The organism is Novipirellula artificiosorum (genome assembly GCF_007860135.1).
GTDB lineage: Bacteria > Planctomycetota > Planctomycetia > Pirellulales > Pirellulaceae > Novipirellula_A > Novipirellula_A artificiosorum.
The window spans coordinates 427,069-443,776 of sequence record NZ_SJPV01000003.1 but is presented as its reverse complement, the minus strand read 5'-3'; the positions used below and the strand labels follow the sequence as shown (position 1 = coordinate 443,776).

Below are 16,708 nucleotides of genomic sequence, written 5' to 3'. Positions count from 1 at the left end.
GCTATTGCATGGATATTATTGACCTGATCAGGAATTTGTTCGATGAAACCAAAAACACGCTCTGAGCGAGGGGATTCCCCGGCTCCTGACTTCTTCTCGTCCGACGTGGCCGGAGCGAGACGGTTTTATCTTGATCTGTCCCCATCCGAGGACCGACCACTGGTCGTCGTCTGTGGTGGCTACGAGCACTGCACTCCCAGCTACGCCATTTGTCGCGATACCTTCCCCTTTTTTTCCATCGAGTATGTGACGCGAGGACGCGGCAACGTGATGCTTGACGATCGTTGCGACGCGTTGCAGCCCGGACGATTGTTTTCCTATGGGCCCAACGTTTCCCAGCGGATCAATGGGGACCCCGCCCAGCCAATGGTCAAGTATTTTGTCGACTTTTCGGGCACCCACGCGCTGGCACTGCTGCAATCATGCGGGCTAAAGCCCGGTCGGATTTCGGAGGTTTTTCCTCCCAACGCGCTCCAACCGCTGTTTGACGAGTTGATCGAAGCCGGATCGCAAGCCCATCGCGGCAGTGAGGAGCTCTGCGCCAAATTGCTAGAGTGCCTTGTGCTGCGAATCACCACATCCCGCGCGCCGATCAAGGGATCCGAAACGCTCGCTTTCGAAACCTTTCAGCGATGTCGGCAACATATCCAAGAGCACTGCCTACGCCTGCAGTCGCTCGACCAGATCGCCAGCGAGTGTGACATCAGCAACGCCTACCTGTGCCGCCTGTTTCGTCGATTTGACAACAGTTCCCCCTACCAATACATGCTCCGGCTCAAGATGAACGATGCAGCGGAGCGACTGCAACAACCTGGCGCACTGGTTAAGCAGGTGGCAAAGGACTGCGGCTTTATTGACCCCTTTCATTTTTCTCGAGTGTTTCGATCCGTTTTCGGAATCTCACCCGTTGCTTTTCGCAGACTGAGGTGACCCCGTTCCTGGAACGGACCTTAGTCGTCGAAGGCGGCCACCGCCTTACCCAAGGTCACTGCCTCACCCAAACAGGTGGTGCAGTTCATAAGAGCTCAAGAAATTGGCGTTTACGAACTCTACCCTCCCTCTGTGGCCTTGGTATCTTCAAATCCCACACTGGCTCCGTTCTCCACCGATTTGCAGGTCGTCCGGTTTTTAAGTTGTTGATTGAAAAAGACTTACAAGATTTACCTCTTCGCACAGCACCACGTTGACGCGGACGCTCGGGGGAAGATCCTTCGAGCCAACGAATACTTTCCTTCTCGGAGATGGGGGGACTGCGTCGCCTGTCCGATTTTTGCGAAGGTGTAAGCTTGCTGAGGCTCTTGCGCACATAGGTTTTTTGGCTCATCCGGCGGAAGCGTGCGCAGGAGGTTTTCGAGGCATCTCTCCGGTGTCCCATCATTGCTGGCAGGAGCTATTTTCACTTGTTATCGCGCAGTTGCCGGTAGAAACGGAGTCGAGCTCTGCAGAGGTGCAACTTGACAAGGGATATCCCGGTCGACGGTACGCCAAGGGTGCTACCGGTTCCCGGCGGACGACCGACCGTCGGGGACTCTTTTCTAAGAGATCATTGGACACCGGAGCCATACCTCCAAAAAACCTTGAGTCTGGGTTCCGCGCGCTTCGGTCGAATGAGCCGGTTTTTTGACCGAGGAGTCCGAGAGCCACCGCACCCATGAACCGCACCTCCGTGCAACAGGCTTTCCCATGTTCGCAGCACCAGCGCGAACCGCAAGGCAACAATCATTCGCAGCGGTTTGTCGAAAGTCCAGAGCGAAATCTCGTCACCTACCCCCCCAGATGCATTAGACACCACCCGAGATGCGCGGTACAACGAGCGCTGCGCGGGCAGGGGTGGTTGGATACCGAAACACTGTGTTCGTCACAACTTAAAAACCGGACGACCTCGAAATCGGGGGAGAAGGGCTGGGGATGAGGGGGCTCCGCAGTGCGATCGAACCAAAGAGTCGGTTTGTCTTCTCGAAAGAGGTGGCCATAGCGAATTTGGCGATCGACTGCTCCAAGCCAGACGATATGGCGGGAGTCGGCGATCGCGGGACGGTCGCAGCGAAATCGATTTCGTTTTACAATGAAATTGAAGCGGCATCTCGTCAGATTACACAAAACCAAGGACGGTCCGAGGTGTTAAAAATGATAGGTCCCGAACACCTTTGTCGAACAGCAACTCCATGACCACCGTCGAGTACCTGACCACGGAATGTCCCAATGGCCACCGAGTGCGTGGTGACCTGGGATGGCTCAATCGCGAAGTGCGTTGCCCTCATTGCCAAACGCAATTCGTTTTTTCCCGCCCCATTGATGGCGCGGCGAAGGTCCTTGCTGTGGCACATCAGGAAGAAGAAGAGCGAGACCCATTGAGTGATACCGGCGTGATGAAAATTTTGGACGAGTTTCAAATCCCAGAACGTCCGAAGGCTTCTGGAATTCGACGCTGTGCCGATTGTGGAGCGATTTTTCCCACCGATGTTGAAACTTGCTACAACTGTAACACTCCGCTTGGTGCGATTGAGACACCATCGAAAGGGGGTGATGCCGATCGCGAGTTGTCCGCTGCGGAAACCATTGACTTTCGAGCCGTCAACGGGTTTCCTCTCGAAAACGCTACGTTGCGGGAACTGATGCGGCCCAGAAAGGAAATGATTGCGTTGGACGTCAACGACTCGAGGGCCAAGATGCTCGACCGAGTCCATGCCTCCGGACATGCGAATTATGTTGTATGTGATCGGTCGCTGGATGCCTTCGTTGGCATCGTGTCTGCCGAGTCACTTATTTTTTCGCATGACGACAACTTCGAAATTCGTGCGTTGACAACTCCCGTTCGAACGGTCCCCGATACCATGTTGGCGAGTGAGTTGGCTGATGTCTTCCGTTACGGAGGCGACGCGATCGTGCTGGTGGAAGACGAGCATGACACTATCGTCGGGATGCTGACTCGGAAAGAGTTTTCGCTCAAGCTGCTTGCCTCGATACGTTAACGCCAACATGAATCCTAAGAATCTCGTTCTTTTGCTCCTCTTCGGGTTCGCACTGCCGACGAACGCCCATAATGTAAACGCCGAAGACGAGACGGTCGTTGCCGGCAACGTGAAGATGGAGCAGAGCACCGATCAAGCACACGTTGTGTCCCCGGTGAACAACCCGCCGCTGCCCGAGGATGGATACGATTCTCTTTTTGATGGCAAGACGTTCGTCGGGTGGGAGCATCACGGCAATTGGGTGATCGAGGAGGGGGCCTTTTATCGCCAGACGGCGGGCGGTTCGCTGACTTACACCGCCGCGCCGGTACCCGAGGATTTTGAACTGCGATTTGAATGGAAGGTCTCGAAGGGTTGCAACTCCGGAGTCTATTACCGACCCGGTCAAGTCGAGTATCAGGTACTCGATAACGTGGGCAGCCCGTACGGCGAGAACGCTCGCCAGTCCGCGGCATCGCTCTTTTTCTGTATGGCACCGAGCCAGGACGTGACCCGCCCGGTGGGGTATTGGAACACGGGACGCGTGATCTGCCAGGGCACCGTGATCGAACACTGGCTAAATGGCCATCGCGTTCTCTCGTTCGATTACAGCGAGCCAAAATGGTCCGAATACGTCAAACTGCTCGCGATTCGGGGCGGCGACCTAACCGGCCGCGGAGGCCTTCTTTGGCTTCAGGATCATGGACAGGATGTGTGGTTCCGCAACCTACGCTGGCGTGAGATCCCTAGCAACGAAACCATCACCCCCGATCCCCATTTCCAACCGCTGAGTGTTACCGGTTCCGCTTTGGCGAAAGAGCAATCGCGAGTGAAGAAAATGTTGGAGGCGAATGCAAAGAAGTGACGCAACATCGGATCAAGGGATGACAGAGACCCCTAAGTCAATGAGACGACATCTGGGTTGACGTTGAAAGGGGGGTTTTGGGAATGTCGAGGTTGTTTGATCAGACCAACCGGCATCCTCATTTCACAGCAAAGACATGTTCAAGAAACGGCACCCTAAAGCGGGCTCGCGACCAGGAACACTGGTGATTAGCCCGAATGCCAGCCCAGTGGAAATGCGTGTCACCCATTTGAGCGGCCAAGATCGATCCTCTTTCGTCTGCCCGACCGTCGAGGAGCTTCCAAAGCTCGGCAAAACCGGTTCCCTACTTTGGGTCGACGTCCATGGGCTCGGTGATGGCAGCGTACTGCAAAAACTCGCAAAGCGATTTCGCATTTCGCCTCTAGCAATGGAGGATCTTGTCAATGTTCCACAGCGTCCCAAATCGGAAGTCTTCAAACATCAACATCTCGTTCTTTCTTCCCTCGACGACTTTTCAATTGAGTAACGAAGCATCGTTCGCGGCATCGTCTTAGCATGTCTCTTCAAGATCTTTTCCCGTCGAGGCTGATCGCGTTTTCCCACTTCGCGAAGCATTCATCCGATCGCCTTCTGCCATCGTCACCAGGCACAGCCTGAAAGAAGCCTGGCAAGAACGCAGCCTTATCTTCGCGAGCCAGTTCTCGAATCGCCGAAAGAACTTGCTTTGCTGTCGTCCTAGCGACGTCTCGTTTTCTTGCTTTCTTTTTGGCCACGCTAAGGCTCGATGACGGGCTTGCTTGTGATGCGATAACGCATGAAGTAAGTTGTATCGCGGTTGACGAGAGGACGAAAGACACCGGTGGCGGTCGAAATTTCATGACGTGTGCTGCTCGTGGATCGAATTGGTACAATACGAGTGATAGCCCCCTACCTTCTTGTCAATAAGCAGCTCATGCTCTGGCCCCTTGTCTTACCGTTTAAGATTACGTTTTGGTTGCTCACCGGCTTTGTTGCGATCGCTACGCTAGCAGCGTATGTTTTCAAGAGGAATCTTGGTAAGACTTTCTTGATCTCAAGTGTCTTGGCGTGCCTCGCCTTTATTCCAGTTTGTTCGGGGATCATGTCGTTCATGGACGCTACGCGTTTTGGCGTGTTTTACTATGACGACTTTGCCGAAGTGAAGGATCTCCGGGTTGAGCGGTACTTGCCTCCCGCGGCGCGAGTTATCACGCTCGACAAGTTCGCTATGGGGCACCGAGCGAAATACACGATATCCGAAACCGAGCTGAGAGATTATCTCGATCAATTGTGGCTGGAGACAGATGGGCGCTCTGCTATCCCTCGTGAAGAGCTGGAGGATGGTGACGCTGCGACCTACGATGAGTTCGATTATCGGTTCGAAGGGCTGGATTGGCCGCCGCTTGAAAGAGCTTTCGAGTTCCACAGCCCAGTGCAACGCGACGGCGGCGGAGCGAATTACTTTTTTGACCCAACATCAAACACCGTCTATCAACAAGCCGGGTACTGGTAAGGATCAAACTCGGCCAAGTCCATGAAACGTTGGATATCCAATTCGTTCTGTGAACGTCATCACCATGACTGCGAATCCATACGCTCCACCAATAGCGGTGAAATCGAACAGGCAGACTAACGCGGCAACCTCGCGACTTCGCCGTGGACCTACGCTCTACATTGCCGGAGCTGGGCTTCTCGGTGGATTTGGGTCGATCCCTTTCCTTGCACTTCACAATCCGTTTGGCCTGGCCGCTTCTTACGCCATCAATATGTTTTTGAGTTAACGCATGTCCGACAATTTTTCCGAGAGGCCCGCCGCACCCGCTTCGAAATCAACGGTGGAAATTACCGTTCGCGTTGTTGTGTTGGGTTTGATCCTATCCGTGGTGATGGGAGCCGCCAATGTTTATGTTGGGCTCAAAGCCGGGATGACCGTTTCGGCGTCGATTCCCGCCGCGGTCATGGCGATGCTGCTGTTTCGATTGTTCTTCAAGAACTCAACGATCCTTGAAGCGAACCAGGTTCAAACGTGCGCTTCGGCCGGCGAGTCCTTGGCGGCTGGGATTATCTTCACGATGCCGGCCATGATTCTGATCGGGTATTGGACCGAATTCGATTATTGGACCGTAACGCTCGTCGCCTTCACCGGTGGCTTGTTGGGAATCCTGTTTATGATTCCCATGCGGAAGGTATTTGTGGTCGACAACGAAGAACTGAAATATCCCGAGGGGGTTGCCTGTGCCAAGGTGCTCCACGCCGGAGAAGTGGGCGAAGAGGACGGAGCCGGAAAAGGTCTGATTGTCGGTGGCGTGCTGGGTGGCGTGGTAAAGGTTGTGGGCGGATTTATGGGGCTGATGAGTGGCAGCTTGGAAACGGCGGGCATTGCCAATTCCAGAATCTTCTATTTCGGCGGTGACCTTTCGCCGATGTTGATCGCCGTGGGATACATCGTCCGGCTGAACGTGGCGATCTTGATATTTATCGGTGGCGCGATGGCTTGGTTAATCGGCATACCGCTGCTCGGCGGTGGGTTGGCCGGCGACGGCGCCGACAGCGCCGTCGATCAAGCGTATGGCATCTGGAATAGTCAGCTGCGCTATGTTGGCGTGGGGGCCATGGTGGTTGGCGGTTTCAACGCGTTGATCGCTGTGCGACACGGGTTGGTGGCTGCCATTGCACACCTGTGGCACGGCATGACGGGCGATCAAGATGTCATGCAGGAGGACACCGATCGCGACATCCCTTCGTGGGCTATTCTGATGCTAGGTTTGCTATGCGTCCTGTCGCTTTCGATGATGAACTACTGGTTCACTGGCAACGCGGGGATCACGCTTTTATCGACCATCGTCATGTTAGTCATGGGGTTCTTTTTCACTGCGGTTGCCAGTTACATTGTTGGGTTGGTCGGCAATTCGAACAGCCCTGTTTCTGGCATGACGATCACGGCGGTGCTAGTCGCTGGTGCATTGTTGTATTTAGCGAACTACACAGGCATGGACGGCATGGTCGCGACCCTTGGCATTGCAGCGATCGTGTGCTGTGTAGCCTGCACCAGTGGCGACGTTTGCAATGATCTGAAAACCGGTTCCCTCGTTGGTGCTTCCCCTTTTAGGCAGCAGTTGATGCAGATCGCCGGAGTGTCCGTAGCGGCATTGGTTATGGCACCGGTTTTGACGTTGCTTCATGAACATGGCGGTGGAATCGGAAGCAAGGAGCTCGCGGCTCCCCAAGCCGGCTTGTTCGCGAGCCTAGCCAAAGGTTTTGCAGGCGAGGGCGAACTGCCGTGGAGGAGGATTGGAATCGGTGTCGGATTGGGATTCGCAATCCTATTGATCGATGAAGCCTTGAAACGCAGTGGAGCGAAATTTCGGGCTCACTTGATGCCGATCGCGGTCGGTATGTATTTGCCATTCGGATTGGCGACACCCATTTTGATCGGTGGCTTGACCGCCTATTTCTATTCCAAGGACAAACCGGATAAAGAGCAGGATGCGGTGCTGCATCGCGGCGTCTTGTTTTCATCTGGTGTCATTGCTGGCGAGGCACTCACCGCGGTCGGCATCGCGGGGTTGGCAGCGATCGGAATTCAATCGCTCAAGCTCGGAGTTCCACCTGGAATGGTGACAGGGATCTCTTGCTTGGCAGCGGTATTGATCGTGATCGTTTTCGTTGTTATGTCAAAACCGCTCCCGCAAAACAAAAAATAGAACACGGCGGTATTCCGCTGAGTAACAACACCTTGAACGGCCGATGCGTTCCATGGACCATCGCTATCCAAGATAGGCTCGGGCATCATCCCGTCTTGCTACCCCACATCCTGGTGTGGATGAAGGGCGAGTGGGCGGGGAATTCTAGGGTCGGCTCTTAGTCACGCTGGCGATCTTGTCCTGCATTGACTGTTCTCGGTCCGTGCGAGTTCCAACTTTGATCGTGGTGGTAATTCGTGGCGCTCCGATTGCATGAACACGTTGATGGCACCTTTTTATCGCAGCAAACACATCATCCCAGTCACCCTCGATGTTTGTGCCGTAAGCGTGGAGCTGATGCTCCAATCCAGCTTCCTGCAACACTTTCTGGCACTCAGCGACGTACTTGCTTACGGATACACCAACACCTATCGGGACAACACACAAATCTACAATCACTTTCATCTCCGATAAGCCTCTCGTTTTCCGACTGGGTAAACATTTCTAGAATCAAGTATAGACTTGTGCGCAGAGAAAGGCAGCAGCGTTTGTTCGGAGAAGTCCACGAGGGGCCATCAATTTCAAACTTCGATTTCTGTTGCGATATCGTAAAGCCAAGGTCGCGGATGCAACCAGCGATGCGGGTTCATCGTTTCCGTTCTGGATCCTGGTCGCTTCTGGCTATCTTGAAGCAGGCCGGCCCAGGCGGCATCACGGACGGCAGTCGCTGGAGGACCGAGTTGGCAGTCAACGGTCGTCGTTGCCAAACCGTTGCCGTTTTTGCTGCACAATCGATAGCATTGATGTGGCGTTTCTGGTTTCTCAATCAATAAGGGGTGGGAAAAACCGCTTGATAGCAACCTTCGGAATTGTCGTCCCGTTTTCGTTGCACGGTGAGCGAATCGATGTGAATTCACTCCGTACTCGTATCGAACTGAACTCCGTTCCGCTACAGTTGGGCGTCTCATTGCAATTTAGTGGCCGAGGAAAAAATGGCAAAAGTCGATCAAACAGTCCCGCAGAAAGATGAACCCGTGACGGAATCAGACCATACGGAAACAATCAAATCGCAGATTCTGGAGAAAACTGGCAGGCCACCCCGTCTGCATCGAGTGGAGGTGTGTCAGCACCACAACGGCAACTATCGGGTCAACATCTGGGAGAAGTTGGAGCCGACGGGGGACTCCGCTTACTCAACAGCGGTCCACATTGGGGCGTCCTATTATTTGAAGGTATCGGATTCCGGTGAGATCATTCGCAGCAACCCGCCTCTGACCAAACTCCGTTTCTTGGCGTGAGCGTGCCCACTCATGCCCAGGCAACCGGCATGAATTCAGAGAGTTTTTTCCATTCCGTTGCTCGCACCAATGGCCGACACCGGAGCTGTTCGCAATCAAAATCCGCTCAAAAGGATTGTGGTTGATCCCTTCCTTCGTCTCTGAAGTTCTTTGAGGCTTACTCGTTCTCGGCAGCGAGGACCGCGAGCATATTTTTCACGACGCGCGACAAACCGTGCGTTTGAGCACACGACTCCATTTCATCGACCGATACGAAATTATCGGCTAAGCTTAGCACACCGTTGTCCAGCAGGAACTTTGCCACAATTCTCACACTGCTCAGGTCGAGATATCTTCATGACTACCATTCCCAAGAAAAACAACTCGGTTTCACGGCGTCAATTTGGAAAAGCCGCTGGCGCCTCGTTTGGTGCGGCTGCCGGTTTCTACTTTATTCCTAGTCACGCGTGGGGCCGACTGCAGCGTCCGACACTGGCTGGCATCGGTGCTGGTGGAAAAGGACGCACAGACGTTGAACAATGCGGGAAGGCCGGTTTTGAGGTGGTCGCTCTGGTGGATGTTGTCGACGCAAGAAAGCTAAAGAACGCAGCAGGAAGGCTTGAGAAAATTATCCAAGGTCAGACGGCATACCCCGACGCCGCGTTCTACACCGATTATCGCGAGATGCTCTCCGAAATGGGAGACAAAGTTGACGCGGTGACAGTTTCGACGCCCGATCACCATCATTTCCACGCATCAATCCTGGCAATGCAGGCTGGCAAGCACGTCTATTGTCAGAAGCCGCTTACGCATGGCATCTGGGAAGCCCGCACGATGACCTCCGTTGCCAGGCAGACTGGCGTTAAGACGCAAATGGGCAACCAGGCACACGCAAACGATCATATGCGTCGCTGCGTTGAACTGGTTCGAGCGGGAATCATTGGCAAAGTCAAATCGATTCATGCCTGGACCAATCGCCCCATTTGGCCTCAAGGATTCGCGTCACCTCCGCCACGCCAACCTGTCCCCGAAGGCATCGATTGGAATCAGTGGGTTGGTCCTGCTCCATGGGTCGATTACAACGAATGGATTGCACCGTTTGCGTGGCGTGGTTGGTGGAACTACGGCACCGGTGCCCTCGGCGATATGGCATGCCACATCATGGACCTCGGCTACTGGTCGATGCAGCCCGGATCGCCCCAAAGCGTTATCGCCGAACAAGTGGGTGCGACAGAGTTGTCGCCTCCGATCAATTCCAAGATTACCTGGAAGTTTGGACCGAATGATCTGACCGGTTCCGAAGGCTTTAAGTTTCATTGGTACGATGGCTACATCGACGCAACCTTTGTTCGAGACAATTGGCAATTGAAGAAGCATGGCGACGCCTATAACCATCCAGGCGAGGACGTTCTGGATGGAGAGGATTTCAAAGAATATGGCAGTGTCGTGATCGGCGAAAAAGGCAAACTGTTCTTCAATCGAGCGCGGAAATGGGTCTTGAAGCCGTCCACATTGGCCGACGACTTTGAAATGCCCGAACCTTCGATACCGCGTGCTCGCGAACAGAATAACTACATGGAGTGGTTCGATGCGATCGAGGGCAAGGTCCAGCGAGGGCAATCTGATTTCGATTTGGCGGGTCCAATGACCGAAACCATCCTGCTGGGCGTACTCGCTCAGCGGATGCCCGCACAGCATCTGCAGTGGAATGCGGAAAAGCTCGAGATTGTTGGACAACCCGAGCTTGGGAAATTCATCCGGCGTCCTTACCGCCAGGGCTGGGATTTGGAAGTGTAACCAACGTCTCCACGCAGACCAGCCCAAAGTGAAATCGAAGGCCACCAGGCATCAACGCCATCGGCGACGGCAGTTGCATCCTGGTGTTATTGGCTCTTCAATCATGACGCAAGACACAGTCAAAATTCGCATTGCCACGGAGCAAGATAGCGATGCGATTCTTGCCGTCCACATGGATGCCTTTGGCGTGGGCGAAGGTGAAGTGATCGTCAAACTTGTCGATGAAATGCTCGATGACGCATATGTCGTGAGTACGCCCTTGCTGCACTCTTGAAACCAGCATTCGCGTGCGTTCGAAGGCGATAGGCTGGGTGCGAAAATTTGCCGATCCTATAGAATACGCTCGCGATCTCTGGCAAAACCAGTGAGATACGCTCAAATTTAGTCGCTATCAGTCCGTTTCTGGAATGGGAACAATTAACAATGAAAACCACGTGTTGCTACATCGCACTCCTCATCGGGCTTTGCTCGGTCTTCACGATCACCGTCCGTGCTGCGGAAGCCCCACCCAACGTGCTCTTCATTGCCATCGATGACCTCAACGACTGGCCGAAATTTATGGGCCGATATCCGGATGCGATCACGCCCAACATGGACCGATTGGCGGCGCGGGGACAGGTTTTTACGAATGCGCATTGCAGCTACCCGCTCTGCGGACCGTCGCGCGCCAGTCTCTTTACCGGCCTTAGCATTGGCAGTCTTGGGGGATACAAGGGACAGAAGGCTTTCGAAGACCAAAAGGTCGCCAAGCTGGCCGAGAGCAAGGGCACCTGGCTGCTGCATAGCTACTTTCGCGACCACGACTACAAGACAATGGCAGTCGGTAAACTGCTTCACGAACATGTTCCGAAAGGAAGTGTGGCGATGTCGGGTGGGCGCGGAGGCTGGAACAAGCTTCCGGGAGGCACTAAGTTGAACTGGCCAAGCAAGAAGACGCTCACGGATTGGGGGGCCTACCCGGGGAACGACGAGGAGATGAGTGATCATCAAGCTGCTAGCTGGGCGGTAGAGCGCCTTGAGAGAAAGCGTAAGGAACCGTTCATGCTGATGGTTGGGTTCCTTCGTCCCCATGTTCCCTGGCATGTGCCTCAGAAGTGGCTCGATCTGTATCCTGACCCGAGCAAGCTCACTCGCCCACCCTTCAAGCCCGACGATCTTAAGGACGTGTCGGACGCGGCACGTGACCTCCTCAATGACGGGTATCCGCGCACTGAATGGGCAATGGAGGAAGAGCAGTGGCAGGACATGATTCACAGCTACCTGGCCTGCATTTCGTTCGTCGATGCGCAGGTGGGACGCGTGCTCGATGCGCTGGATGCCAGCCCTTACGCCGACAATACACTGGTGATTTTATGGTCCGACCACGGTTACCACATGGGTGAAAAGAACACCTTCCAAAAACACACGGTCTGGGAACGCTCTTCGCGGACGCCCATGATCATCGCTGGCCCCGGCGTCACGGCGGGACAGCGTTGTGACCGCGTCGTCAGTCTGCTCGACATCTACCCCACGCTGGTCGATCTGTGCTCGCTCCCCGCCAATCCTAAGTGCGAAGGACGAAGCCTGCGGCCACTGATTAAGAACCCATCGGAAGCCTGGCCTTACCCGGCGCTGATCAATTGCAGGGAAGGCCACTACGCGGTGCAAACCGAATCTCATCGCTACATCCGCTACGAGGATGGCAGCGAGGAACTCTACGACCATGGCCAAGATCCAAATGAGTGGAGCAACCTCGTCGCTGATCCTGCGCATGCGGATCGGCGAGCTGCGATGGCGAAGCAATTGAAGGAGCTCCTGCTTCCAAAGTGATGAATGCCACGCTCAGCCATCGCCCAGACCGGGGCGCCCGAGAACTGAAGGCCAAACTGAAACGGATTGCAGCCATGTTGACTCGGATGGCGTTGAAATTTGACGCAATCGCCGAGTCATCGGTAGACGATGCCTTGGCGATCGATTACGTGCACCAGCACCGCGATGCTGCCATGTCACCTTCGCAGTTCAATATCGGCGACATTCTCAAACGGATGCTGGCTTTCGCGGTAGCCTGTGCCGTTGATTAACGAATAATGTATGTGGAGCGCGACTGTGGCAGTAGTTGTCGAATCTAAACGCTTGCGTCTTCTCTTTGCGGTGATCATTGGCCTAGTCCTCATCGCTCCGGCTGTCGACGTTCGAGCGGCAATCGGACAAGAACCCAATTCCGCGAAACAGCATTACGTTCCCTTTGCAATACTTCGATACGAGCGTGCAGAACTCTGTTCTACTGAATCAGAATTGCTACCGACTGGATTTGTGCTCACGCCCATACCTGCCGAGGAGGCAAACAAGGCGAAAATGGTTGTCTCCGCGGCATTCGAAATCGGCACCCCATTATTGCGAAACCTACGACTCGTACTGTCGCATGATGCTGGGTCTAAGACGCCGTCCTGGCGCACGATTCCCAGAGCCAGTGTTTCATCACAGACATTGCTTACGGGGATCCCCTTTGATACGTCGCTCTCGGCCCCACTGAAATGGCGTCCAACGGTCGATCCCGTCAGGGCAAAGCATACTTTTCGAGATCTGATGCGGATGCACGACGAGCTGCAGGAAATCTTGGACGCGGAGAAGTAATGCAGATTCTTGTGTATGCAATTTTCGCATGCATCTTCTTGGTTGGGTGCACTCGCTCGTCTCCAAGCATCTATACCGTCCAGGAAACAGATTGCGAGTTGGGCAACATCATGTACATGGACGGTGAAGATGGTATGTACGATGTTTGGTACACTGGATTGAAATTGAACAACGGGCGTTCAACCATCTTCATTGCACTGGATGGTTCAGAGCCCGACTACGACGAGCTCACTGCCATTAAAGTTGGTCCACCTTGTACGATCGTGCAATAGCGTGTGGCTGAAGACTCGCCAGTCAGTGACCAAGCCAGCTTGTTAGAACTCGAGAGCTGACTCAGCTTTGGTTTTCTGTCGAGGCTCCCGTGCCAGCCGGACTCAAGAAGTGGCCACCCGAACTGATCGGACTTGCTGAGTTTTACGAAACCTCTCGTGACCAGAACGGAGCATACCAAGCCACATGCATGGGTAGCCAGATCATGCAACTTCAGACAGCGGTTTCACTTGGTGGTTGTTCCGATACAATGGCAGCACCGCAGCGAGCCTCCTGTTGATGAAGTTTGTGAATATGGATGAAATCGTCTATTACGACCGATACCGCGACGAAGCGTGCGTTGAAAAAATCTACGGCGACAAAGCCCTGCGTTGGACCTATGGTACGCTGGGCGGGCGAATCTCTCTGAGCGTCCTGGTGAAGCGAGCTTTGTTTTCGCATTGGTATGGATGGAAGATGGATCGTCCTAGCACACGAAAGAAGATCGCGCCTTTTATAAAGAACTATGAGCTCGATGCGTCTGAGTTCGTGCGTGACGTCGATGACTTCGCGAACTTCAACGAGTTCTTTTTTCGGGAGCTCAAACCTGAAGCGAGGCCGATTGATCCGGACGCTTCATCGATCGTGTTCCCCGCAGACGGTCGCCATTTGTGCGTGCCAGACCTCTCGCGGTGCGAAGGACTGTTCGTCAAAGGCGAAATGTTCGACCTGGCCACGTTACTGGATGATAAGCATCTGGCTGACCAATACGCTCAGGGGAGTCTACTTCTTTCGCGATTGTGTCCCGTCGACTACCACCGCTTTCACTTTCCGATTGCGGGTGTGCCAAGCGCGACAAGACTAGTCAATGGCCCCCTGTATTCTGTGAACCCGATCGCGCTCTGTCAGAACATTCATATTCTGACGACAAACAAGCGGTGCCTGACCAAGCTGGAAACGGAATCGTTTGGACAAGTCCTTGTCATGGAAATCGGAGCGACTTGCGTGGGAGGGATTTGTCAAACGTACTCCGAAGGAGCGAAGGTCGCAAAGGGAAACGAGAAAGGTTACTTTCGTTTTGGAGGTTCGTCCACGATCACGATTTTTGAACCTGGCCGTATTCAGTTTGATCAAGACCTTGTCGACAACTCACAACAGAACCGAGAACTGTACGCCAGAGTCGGCGACCACATGGGAACGTCGGTTTAGCCGGGTAAAGCAATACGAGATCAAGAATTCCAGCACGAGTCTCCTGACGGTTGGTAGCACATCCAGTCGACTTTGAAGGCTTTGAGGAGGTGGTCGGCTGGTTCGGGGTGTCGACCGAGGGGGGGTACGTTTGACTGGAATCGACAACAAGATTGATCTTTTTACACAGCAAAGATCACGAATACTATCTTATGCCAAATCCATCCGAGAAATCTCTTACCATTCTCCGTCTGTTCGCCGAACGTTTTCCGAATATCGATTCTGCGATGGCGGAAATTGCGAGGCTCTCGGCCATCCGCACCTTGCCCAAGGGCACGATTCATGTCATCAGCGATATTCATGGCGAAGACCAAAAGCTGCGACATGTGATCAACAATGCTTCCGGATCTTTGCGGCCTTTGGTCGAGAAGTTGTTCGGAGATCACATGGATGCGGACGAGTTTCGCGACTTTCTTACGCTGATTTTTTTATCCCCCTGTCGCCTGGCTCAGAGCACACCTCGGGCATCCGGCACTTATCTGCAACGTGCTGCGCGTGTCCCTGCGTTACCGTCGGATTACGCAGATCGACGAAGGCTACAGCATTCCACTGACCTCGCTTGAACATCTGGCACAAACCGTTTATGGCGATGACCCCGCCGAGCATTTCATGCCCCCGAGAACCGGGGTGCGTCCGATGCAATTGGTTGCACGGATGCAGAAAGCTGCAGCCGTCATGCAGTTCAAACTCGAAGGTCAAATGCTCCAGCGCCGTCCGGAATGGGATATGGATCACCGGCGTTTGTTGCACCTCATCGACTACGACGATGGGTCGATCGAACTCGATGGTGTGCAGTATCCCCTTCGCGACACGCGTTTCCCCACCATCGATCCGGACAAACCCTATCAGCTTTCCCCCGAAGAGGAATTGTTCCTCAAAGGACTTCGGCACTCGTTCGTCAGTAGTCAGAAGCTGGGCGAGCAGATGCGATGGCTTGTCAGTCATGGCGCGATGTACTTTATGACCTGGAGAATTGATCATGGCAATGCTTTCCTTGCGAATGCGAGATGACCTAAAAGCAAAGGCGCAAGAGTTGGCCAGCAAACAGGGCGTTTCGTTAAACAGTTACATCAACGCAACGCTTGCAGCCACGATCGCTCAGACCGAGACGCTCGCGATGATGGGCGACCGGCTAAGCAATGTCGATCGGGAACAGTTGCATGCACGAGTGATGAAGTTCATGTCCAAGACCCAAGCCGGAACCAAGCCGACTCCAGCCGAGATTGAGCGAGCAGTCTCGGGCCAGTAAATGGCTTGAAGTAGTCGGTGCCCGCTCACCACGCGATCCTCCGACTTCATAGCCCGGAAATCGCAGTCCGCTTTCTTCTCCCTTCACTCTTCAAACTTCATTCCGCCTTGTCAGCCGCCTATCCTTCTATATTGAACGATCCGATTTCCGAATCGTCGCTGAGAATTTTCGTTGGGTGAATGGATGATGCGTAAACGAATGGTGTATTTCACGAGTATCGCGGTATTGGTCGCGATTGGGGTGTTTGTGTTCAATAAGTCCACTCGAGCCGGCTATGAATCAGCCGAATACAAGGTCATCGAATCCGACGGCAACTTTGAAGTCCGCGAGTACCCCGACCTGATGCTGGTCGCCACGTCCACCCAGATTGACGCCCAAGGTCGCGACGGAAGTTTCATGAAACTGTTCCGCTACATCAGCGGTGCGAACGAGTCCGAGCAGAAGATCTCGATGACGACGCCAGTGTTCATGGAAAACGACAAAGCGGATTCGGAAGTTCAGATGGGATTCGTGATGCCAAAGGAAGTCGCAGTCGAAGGCGTGCCATCGCCCACTGGTCCCGATGTCGACGTCCGCAAACGAGCTGGCGGACGCTTCGCAGTCCTCCGATTCTCCGGCCGGATTAACAAAAAGCTCGCCAAAGAATCCGAAACGAAGCTCCGAGCTTGGATGGAATCGAAAGGCCTTGCTGCCGACGAGTCGCCTGAAAGTAGCGGCGTCGAATCTGCTTCCTACGATCCACCATTCACACCTGGCCCACTGCGGCGGAACGAAATCCTGATCCGGTTGAAGTAGTT

21 protein-coding genes are annotated in these 16,708 nt (G+C 54.1%); 17 read left to right on the top strand and 4 right to left on the bottom strand.

Going from position 1 to position 16,708, the window contains the following annotated elements; all coding sequences use genetic code 11:
* The first annotated feature begins 42 nt into the window (after positions 1–42).
* The 4 genes from Poly41_RS11515 to Poly41_RS34025 all read left to right on the top strand — a co-directional run bounded on the left by Poly41_RS11515 (position 43) and on the right by Poly41_RS34025 (position 4,303).
* Positions 43–930, top strand: coding sequence for a helix-turn-helix transcriptional regulator (locus tag Poly41_RS11515; protein ID WP_146526313.1), 888 nt, complete (start codon positions 43–45; stop codon positions 928–930).
* A gap of 1,235 nt (positions 931–2,165) precedes the next feature.
* Positions 2,166–2,972: a CBS domain-containing protein gene (locus Poly41_RS11510; RefSeq protein ID WP_146526312.1), complete on the top strand. Its 807-nt coding sequence runs from the start codon at positions 2,166–2,168 to the stop codon at positions 2,970–2,972.
* Positions 2,973–2,979: 7 nt separating this feature from the next.
* Positions 2,980–3,816 (top strand): 3-keto-disaccharide hydrolase, encoded by an 837-nt coding sequence (locus Poly41_RS11505; RefSeq protein ID WP_231615600.1) that lies wholly within the window; start codon positions 2,980–2,982, stop codon positions 3,814–3,816.
* A gap of 184 nt (positions 3,817–4,000) precedes the next feature.
* A complete protein-coding gene (locus tag Poly41_RS34025; protein ID WP_197231279.1) occupies positions 4,001–4,303 on the top strand; it encodes a hypothetical protein in 303 nt (100 codons plus the stop codon).
* Here the strand turns inward: Poly41_RS34025 and Poly41_RS35660 are convergent.
* Positions 4,258–4,392: a DNA alkylation repair protein gene (locus Poly41_RS35660; protein WP_146526311.1), complete on the bottom strand. Its 135-nt coding sequence runs from the start codon at positions 4,390–4,392 to the stop codon at positions 4,258–4,260. The genes Poly41_RS34025 and Poly41_RS35660 overlap by 46 nt on opposite strands.
* A gap of 337 nt (positions 4,393–4,729) precedes the next feature.
* Between Poly41_RS35660 and Poly41_RS11495 the strand changes: the two genes are divergently transcribed.
* Together Poly41_RS11495 and Poly41_RS11490 are read left to right on the top strand one after the other, a co-directional pair.
* Positions 4,730–5,308, top strand: a complete 579-nt coding sequence (locus Poly41_RS11495; protein WP_146526310.1) for a hypothetical protein — start codon at positions 4,730–4,732, stop codon at positions 5,306–5,308.
* A gap of 271 nt (positions 5,309–5,579) precedes the next feature.
* Positions 5,580–7,499, top strand: a complete 1,920-nt coding sequence (locus Poly41_RS11490; RefSeq protein ID WP_146526309.1) for an OPT family oligopeptide transporter — start codon at positions 5,580–5,582, stop codon at positions 7,497–7,499.
* A gap of 144 nt (positions 7,500–7,643) precedes the next feature.
* On the opposite strand, the gene Poly41_RS11485 is transcribed toward Poly41_RS11490, so the two are convergent.
* Complete coding sequence (locus Poly41_RS11485; protein WP_146526308.1) at positions 7,644–7,943, bottom strand: MTH1187 family thiamine-binding protein; 300 nt, start codon at positions 7,941–7,943, stop codon at positions 7,644–7,646.
* A gap of 116 nt (positions 7,944–8,059) precedes the next feature.
* Positions 8,060–8,395, bottom strand: coding sequence for a hypothetical protein (locus Poly41_RS11480; protein WP_146526307.1), 336 nt, complete (start codon positions 8,393–8,395; stop codon positions 8,060–8,062).
* A gap of 117 nt (positions 8,396–8,512) precedes the next feature.
* On the opposite strand from Poly41_RS11480, the gene Poly41_RS11475 reads away from it, so the two are divergent.
* The gene (locus Poly41_RS11475) at positions 8,513–8,776 is read left to right on the top strand and encodes a hypothetical protein (protein WP_231615599.1); all 264 of its coding nucleotides are present in this window, start codon (positions 8,513–8,515) and stop codon (positions 8,774–8,776) included.
* A gap of 157 nt (positions 8,777–8,933) precedes the next feature.
* Here Poly41_RS11475 and Poly41_RS34020 read toward each other — a convergent pair whose 3' ends face one another.
* Complete coding sequence (locus Poly41_RS34020) at positions 8,934–9,080, bottom strand: hypothetical protein (protein ID WP_197231229.1); 147 nt, start codon at positions 9,078–9,080, stop codon at positions 8,934–8,936.
* A gap of 32 nt (positions 9,081–9,112) precedes the next feature.
* Between Poly41_RS34020 and Poly41_RS11470 the strand changes: the two genes are divergently transcribed.
* From Poly41_RS11470 to Poly41_RS11430, 10 genes are all read left to right on the top strand, one after another.
* Entirely contained in the window at positions 9,113–10,552 is a 1,440-nt protein-coding gene (locus Poly41_RS11470; RefSeq protein WP_146526305.1) for a Gfo/Idh/MocA family protein, read from the top strand.
* A 103-nt stretch (positions 10,553–10,655) separates the two neighbouring features.
* The gene (locus Poly41_RS11465) at positions 10,656–10,826 is read left to right on the top strand and encodes a hypothetical protein (protein ID WP_231615598.1); all 171 of its coding nucleotides are present in this window, start codon (positions 10,656–10,658) and stop codon (positions 10,824–10,826) included.
* Between the two features lie 149 nt (positions 10,827–10,975).
* A complete protein-coding gene (locus Poly41_RS11460) occupies positions 10,976–12,361 on the top strand; it encodes a sulfatase (RefSeq protein WP_146526304.1) in 1,386 nt (461 codons plus the stop codon).
* A complete protein-coding gene (locus tag Poly41_RS11455) occupies positions 12,361–12,612 on the top strand; it encodes a hypothetical protein (protein WP_146526303.1) in 252 nt (83 codons plus the stop codon). The genes Poly41_RS11460 and Poly41_RS11455 overlap by 1 nt, the downstream gene beginning before the upstream one ends.
* A 552-nt stretch (positions 12,613–13,164) precedes the next feature.
* On the top strand, positions 13,165–13,437 hold the full coding sequence (locus tag Poly41_RS11450) for a hypothetical protein (protein WP_146526302.1): 273 nt from the start codon (positions 13,165–13,167) through the stop codon (positions 13,435–13,437).
* A gap of 292 nt (positions 13,438–13,729) precedes the next feature.
* Positions 13,730–14,623 carry a phosphatidylserine decarboxylase gene (locus tag Poly41_RS11445; RefSeq protein ID WP_146526524.1) on the top strand — a complete coding sequence of 298 codons (894 nt, stop codon included), beginning with the start codon at positions 13,730–13,732 and terminating at the stop codon, positions 14,621–14,623.
* A gap of 191 nt (positions 14,624–14,814) precedes the next feature.
* Positions 14,815–15,225 carry a fructose-bisphosphatase class III gene (locus tag Poly41_RS34015; RefSeq protein WP_197231228.1) on the top strand — a complete coding sequence of 137 codons (411 nt, stop codon included), beginning with the start codon at positions 14,815–14,817 and terminating at the stop codon, positions 15,223–15,225.
* Complete coding sequence (locus Poly41_RS34010) at positions 15,158–15,673, top strand: fructose-bisphosphatase class III (RefSeq protein WP_231615597.1); 516 nt, start codon at positions 15,158–15,160, stop codon at positions 15,671–15,673. Before Poly41_RS34015 ends, Poly41_RS34010 begins: the two co-directional genes overlap by 68 nt.
* Positions 15,642–15,911, top strand: coding sequence for a toxin-antitoxin system HicB family antitoxin (locus Poly41_RS11435; RefSeq protein WP_146526301.1), 270 nt, complete (start codon positions 15,642–15,644; stop codon positions 15,909–15,911). Before Poly41_RS34010 ends, Poly41_RS11435 begins: the two co-directional genes overlap by 32 nt.
* Positions 15,912–16,097: 186 nt before the next feature.
* Positions 16,098–16,706: an SOUL family heme-binding protein gene (locus tag Poly41_RS11430; RefSeq protein ID WP_390621421.1), complete on the top strand. Its 609-nt coding sequence runs from the start codon at positions 16,098–16,100 to the stop codon at positions 16,704–16,706.
* Positions 16,707–16,708 lie beyond the last annotated feature (2 nt).

What these genes read in the sequence shown, in the direction of transcription:
- Poly41_RS11435 (WP_146526301.1), top strand. Translation starts at nt 15,642, where the DNA reads ATGGCAATGCTTTCCTTGCGAATGCGAGATGACCTAAAAGCAAAGGCG.
- Poly41_RS11470 (WP_146526305.1), top strand. Translation starts at nt 9,113, where the DNA reads ATGACTACCATTCCCAAGAAAAACAACTCGGTTTCACGGCGTCAATTT.
- Poly41_RS11465 (WP_231615598.1), top strand. Translation starts at nt 10,656, where the DNA reads ATGACGCAAGACACAGTCAAAATTCGCATTGCCACGGAGCAAGATAGC.
- Poly41_RS11510 (WP_146526312.1), top strand. Translation starts at nt 2,166, where the DNA reads ATGACCACCGTCGAGTACCTGACCACGGAATGTCCCAATGGCCACCGA.
- Poly41_RS11455 (WP_146526303.1), top strand. Translation starts at nt 12,361, where the DNA reads ATGAATGCCACGCTCAGCCATCGCCCAGACCGGGGCGCCCGAGAACTG.
- Poly41_RS11495 (WP_146526310.1), top strand. Translation starts at nt 4,730, where the DNA reads ATGCTCTGGCCCCTTGTCTTACCGTTTAAGATTACGTTTTGGTTGCTC.
- Poly41_RS11450 (WP_146526302.1), top strand. Translation starts at nt 13,165, where the DNA reads ATGCAGATTCTTGTGTATGCAATTTTCGCATGCATCTTCTTGGTTGGG.
- Poly41_RS11445 (WP_146526524.1), top strand. Translation starts at nt 13,730, where the DNA reads ATGGATGAAATCGTCTATTACGACCGATACCGCGACGAAGCGTGCGTT.
- Poly41_RS11430 (WP_390621421.1), top strand. Translation starts at nt 16,098, where the DNA reads ATGCGTAAACGAATGGTGTATTTCACGAGTATCGCGGTATTGGTCGCG.
- Poly41_RS11505 (WP_231615600.1), top strand. Translation starts at nt 2,980, where the DNA reads ATGAATCCTAAGAATCTCGTTCTTTTGCTCCTCTTCGGGTTCGCACTG.
- Poly41_RS34015 (WP_197231228.1), top strand. Translation starts at nt 14,815, where the DNA reads ATGCCAAATCCATCCGAGAAATCTCTTACCATTCTCCGTCTGTTCGCC.
- Poly41_RS11515 (WP_146526313.1), top strand. Translation starts at nt 43, where the DNA reads ATGAAACCAAAAACACGCTCTGAGCGAGGGGATTCCCCGGCTCCTGAC.
- Poly41_RS35660 (WP_146526311.1), bottom strand. Translation starts at nt 4,392, where the DNA reads ATGCTTCGCGAAGTGGGAAAACGCGATCAGCCTCGACGGGAAAAGATC.
- Poly41_RS11485 (WP_146526308.1), bottom strand. Translation starts at nt 7,943, where the DNA reads ATGAAAGTGATTGTAGATTTGTGTGTTGTCCCGATAGGTGTTGGTGTA.
- Poly41_RS11490 (WP_146526309.1), top strand. Translation starts at nt 5,580, where the DNA reads ATGTCCGACAATTTTTCCGAGAGGCCCGCCGCACCCGCTTCGAAATCA.
- Poly41_RS11460 (WP_146526304.1), top strand. Translation starts at nt 10,976, where the DNA reads ATGAAAACCACGTGTTGCTACATCGCACTCCTCATCGGGCTTTGCTCG.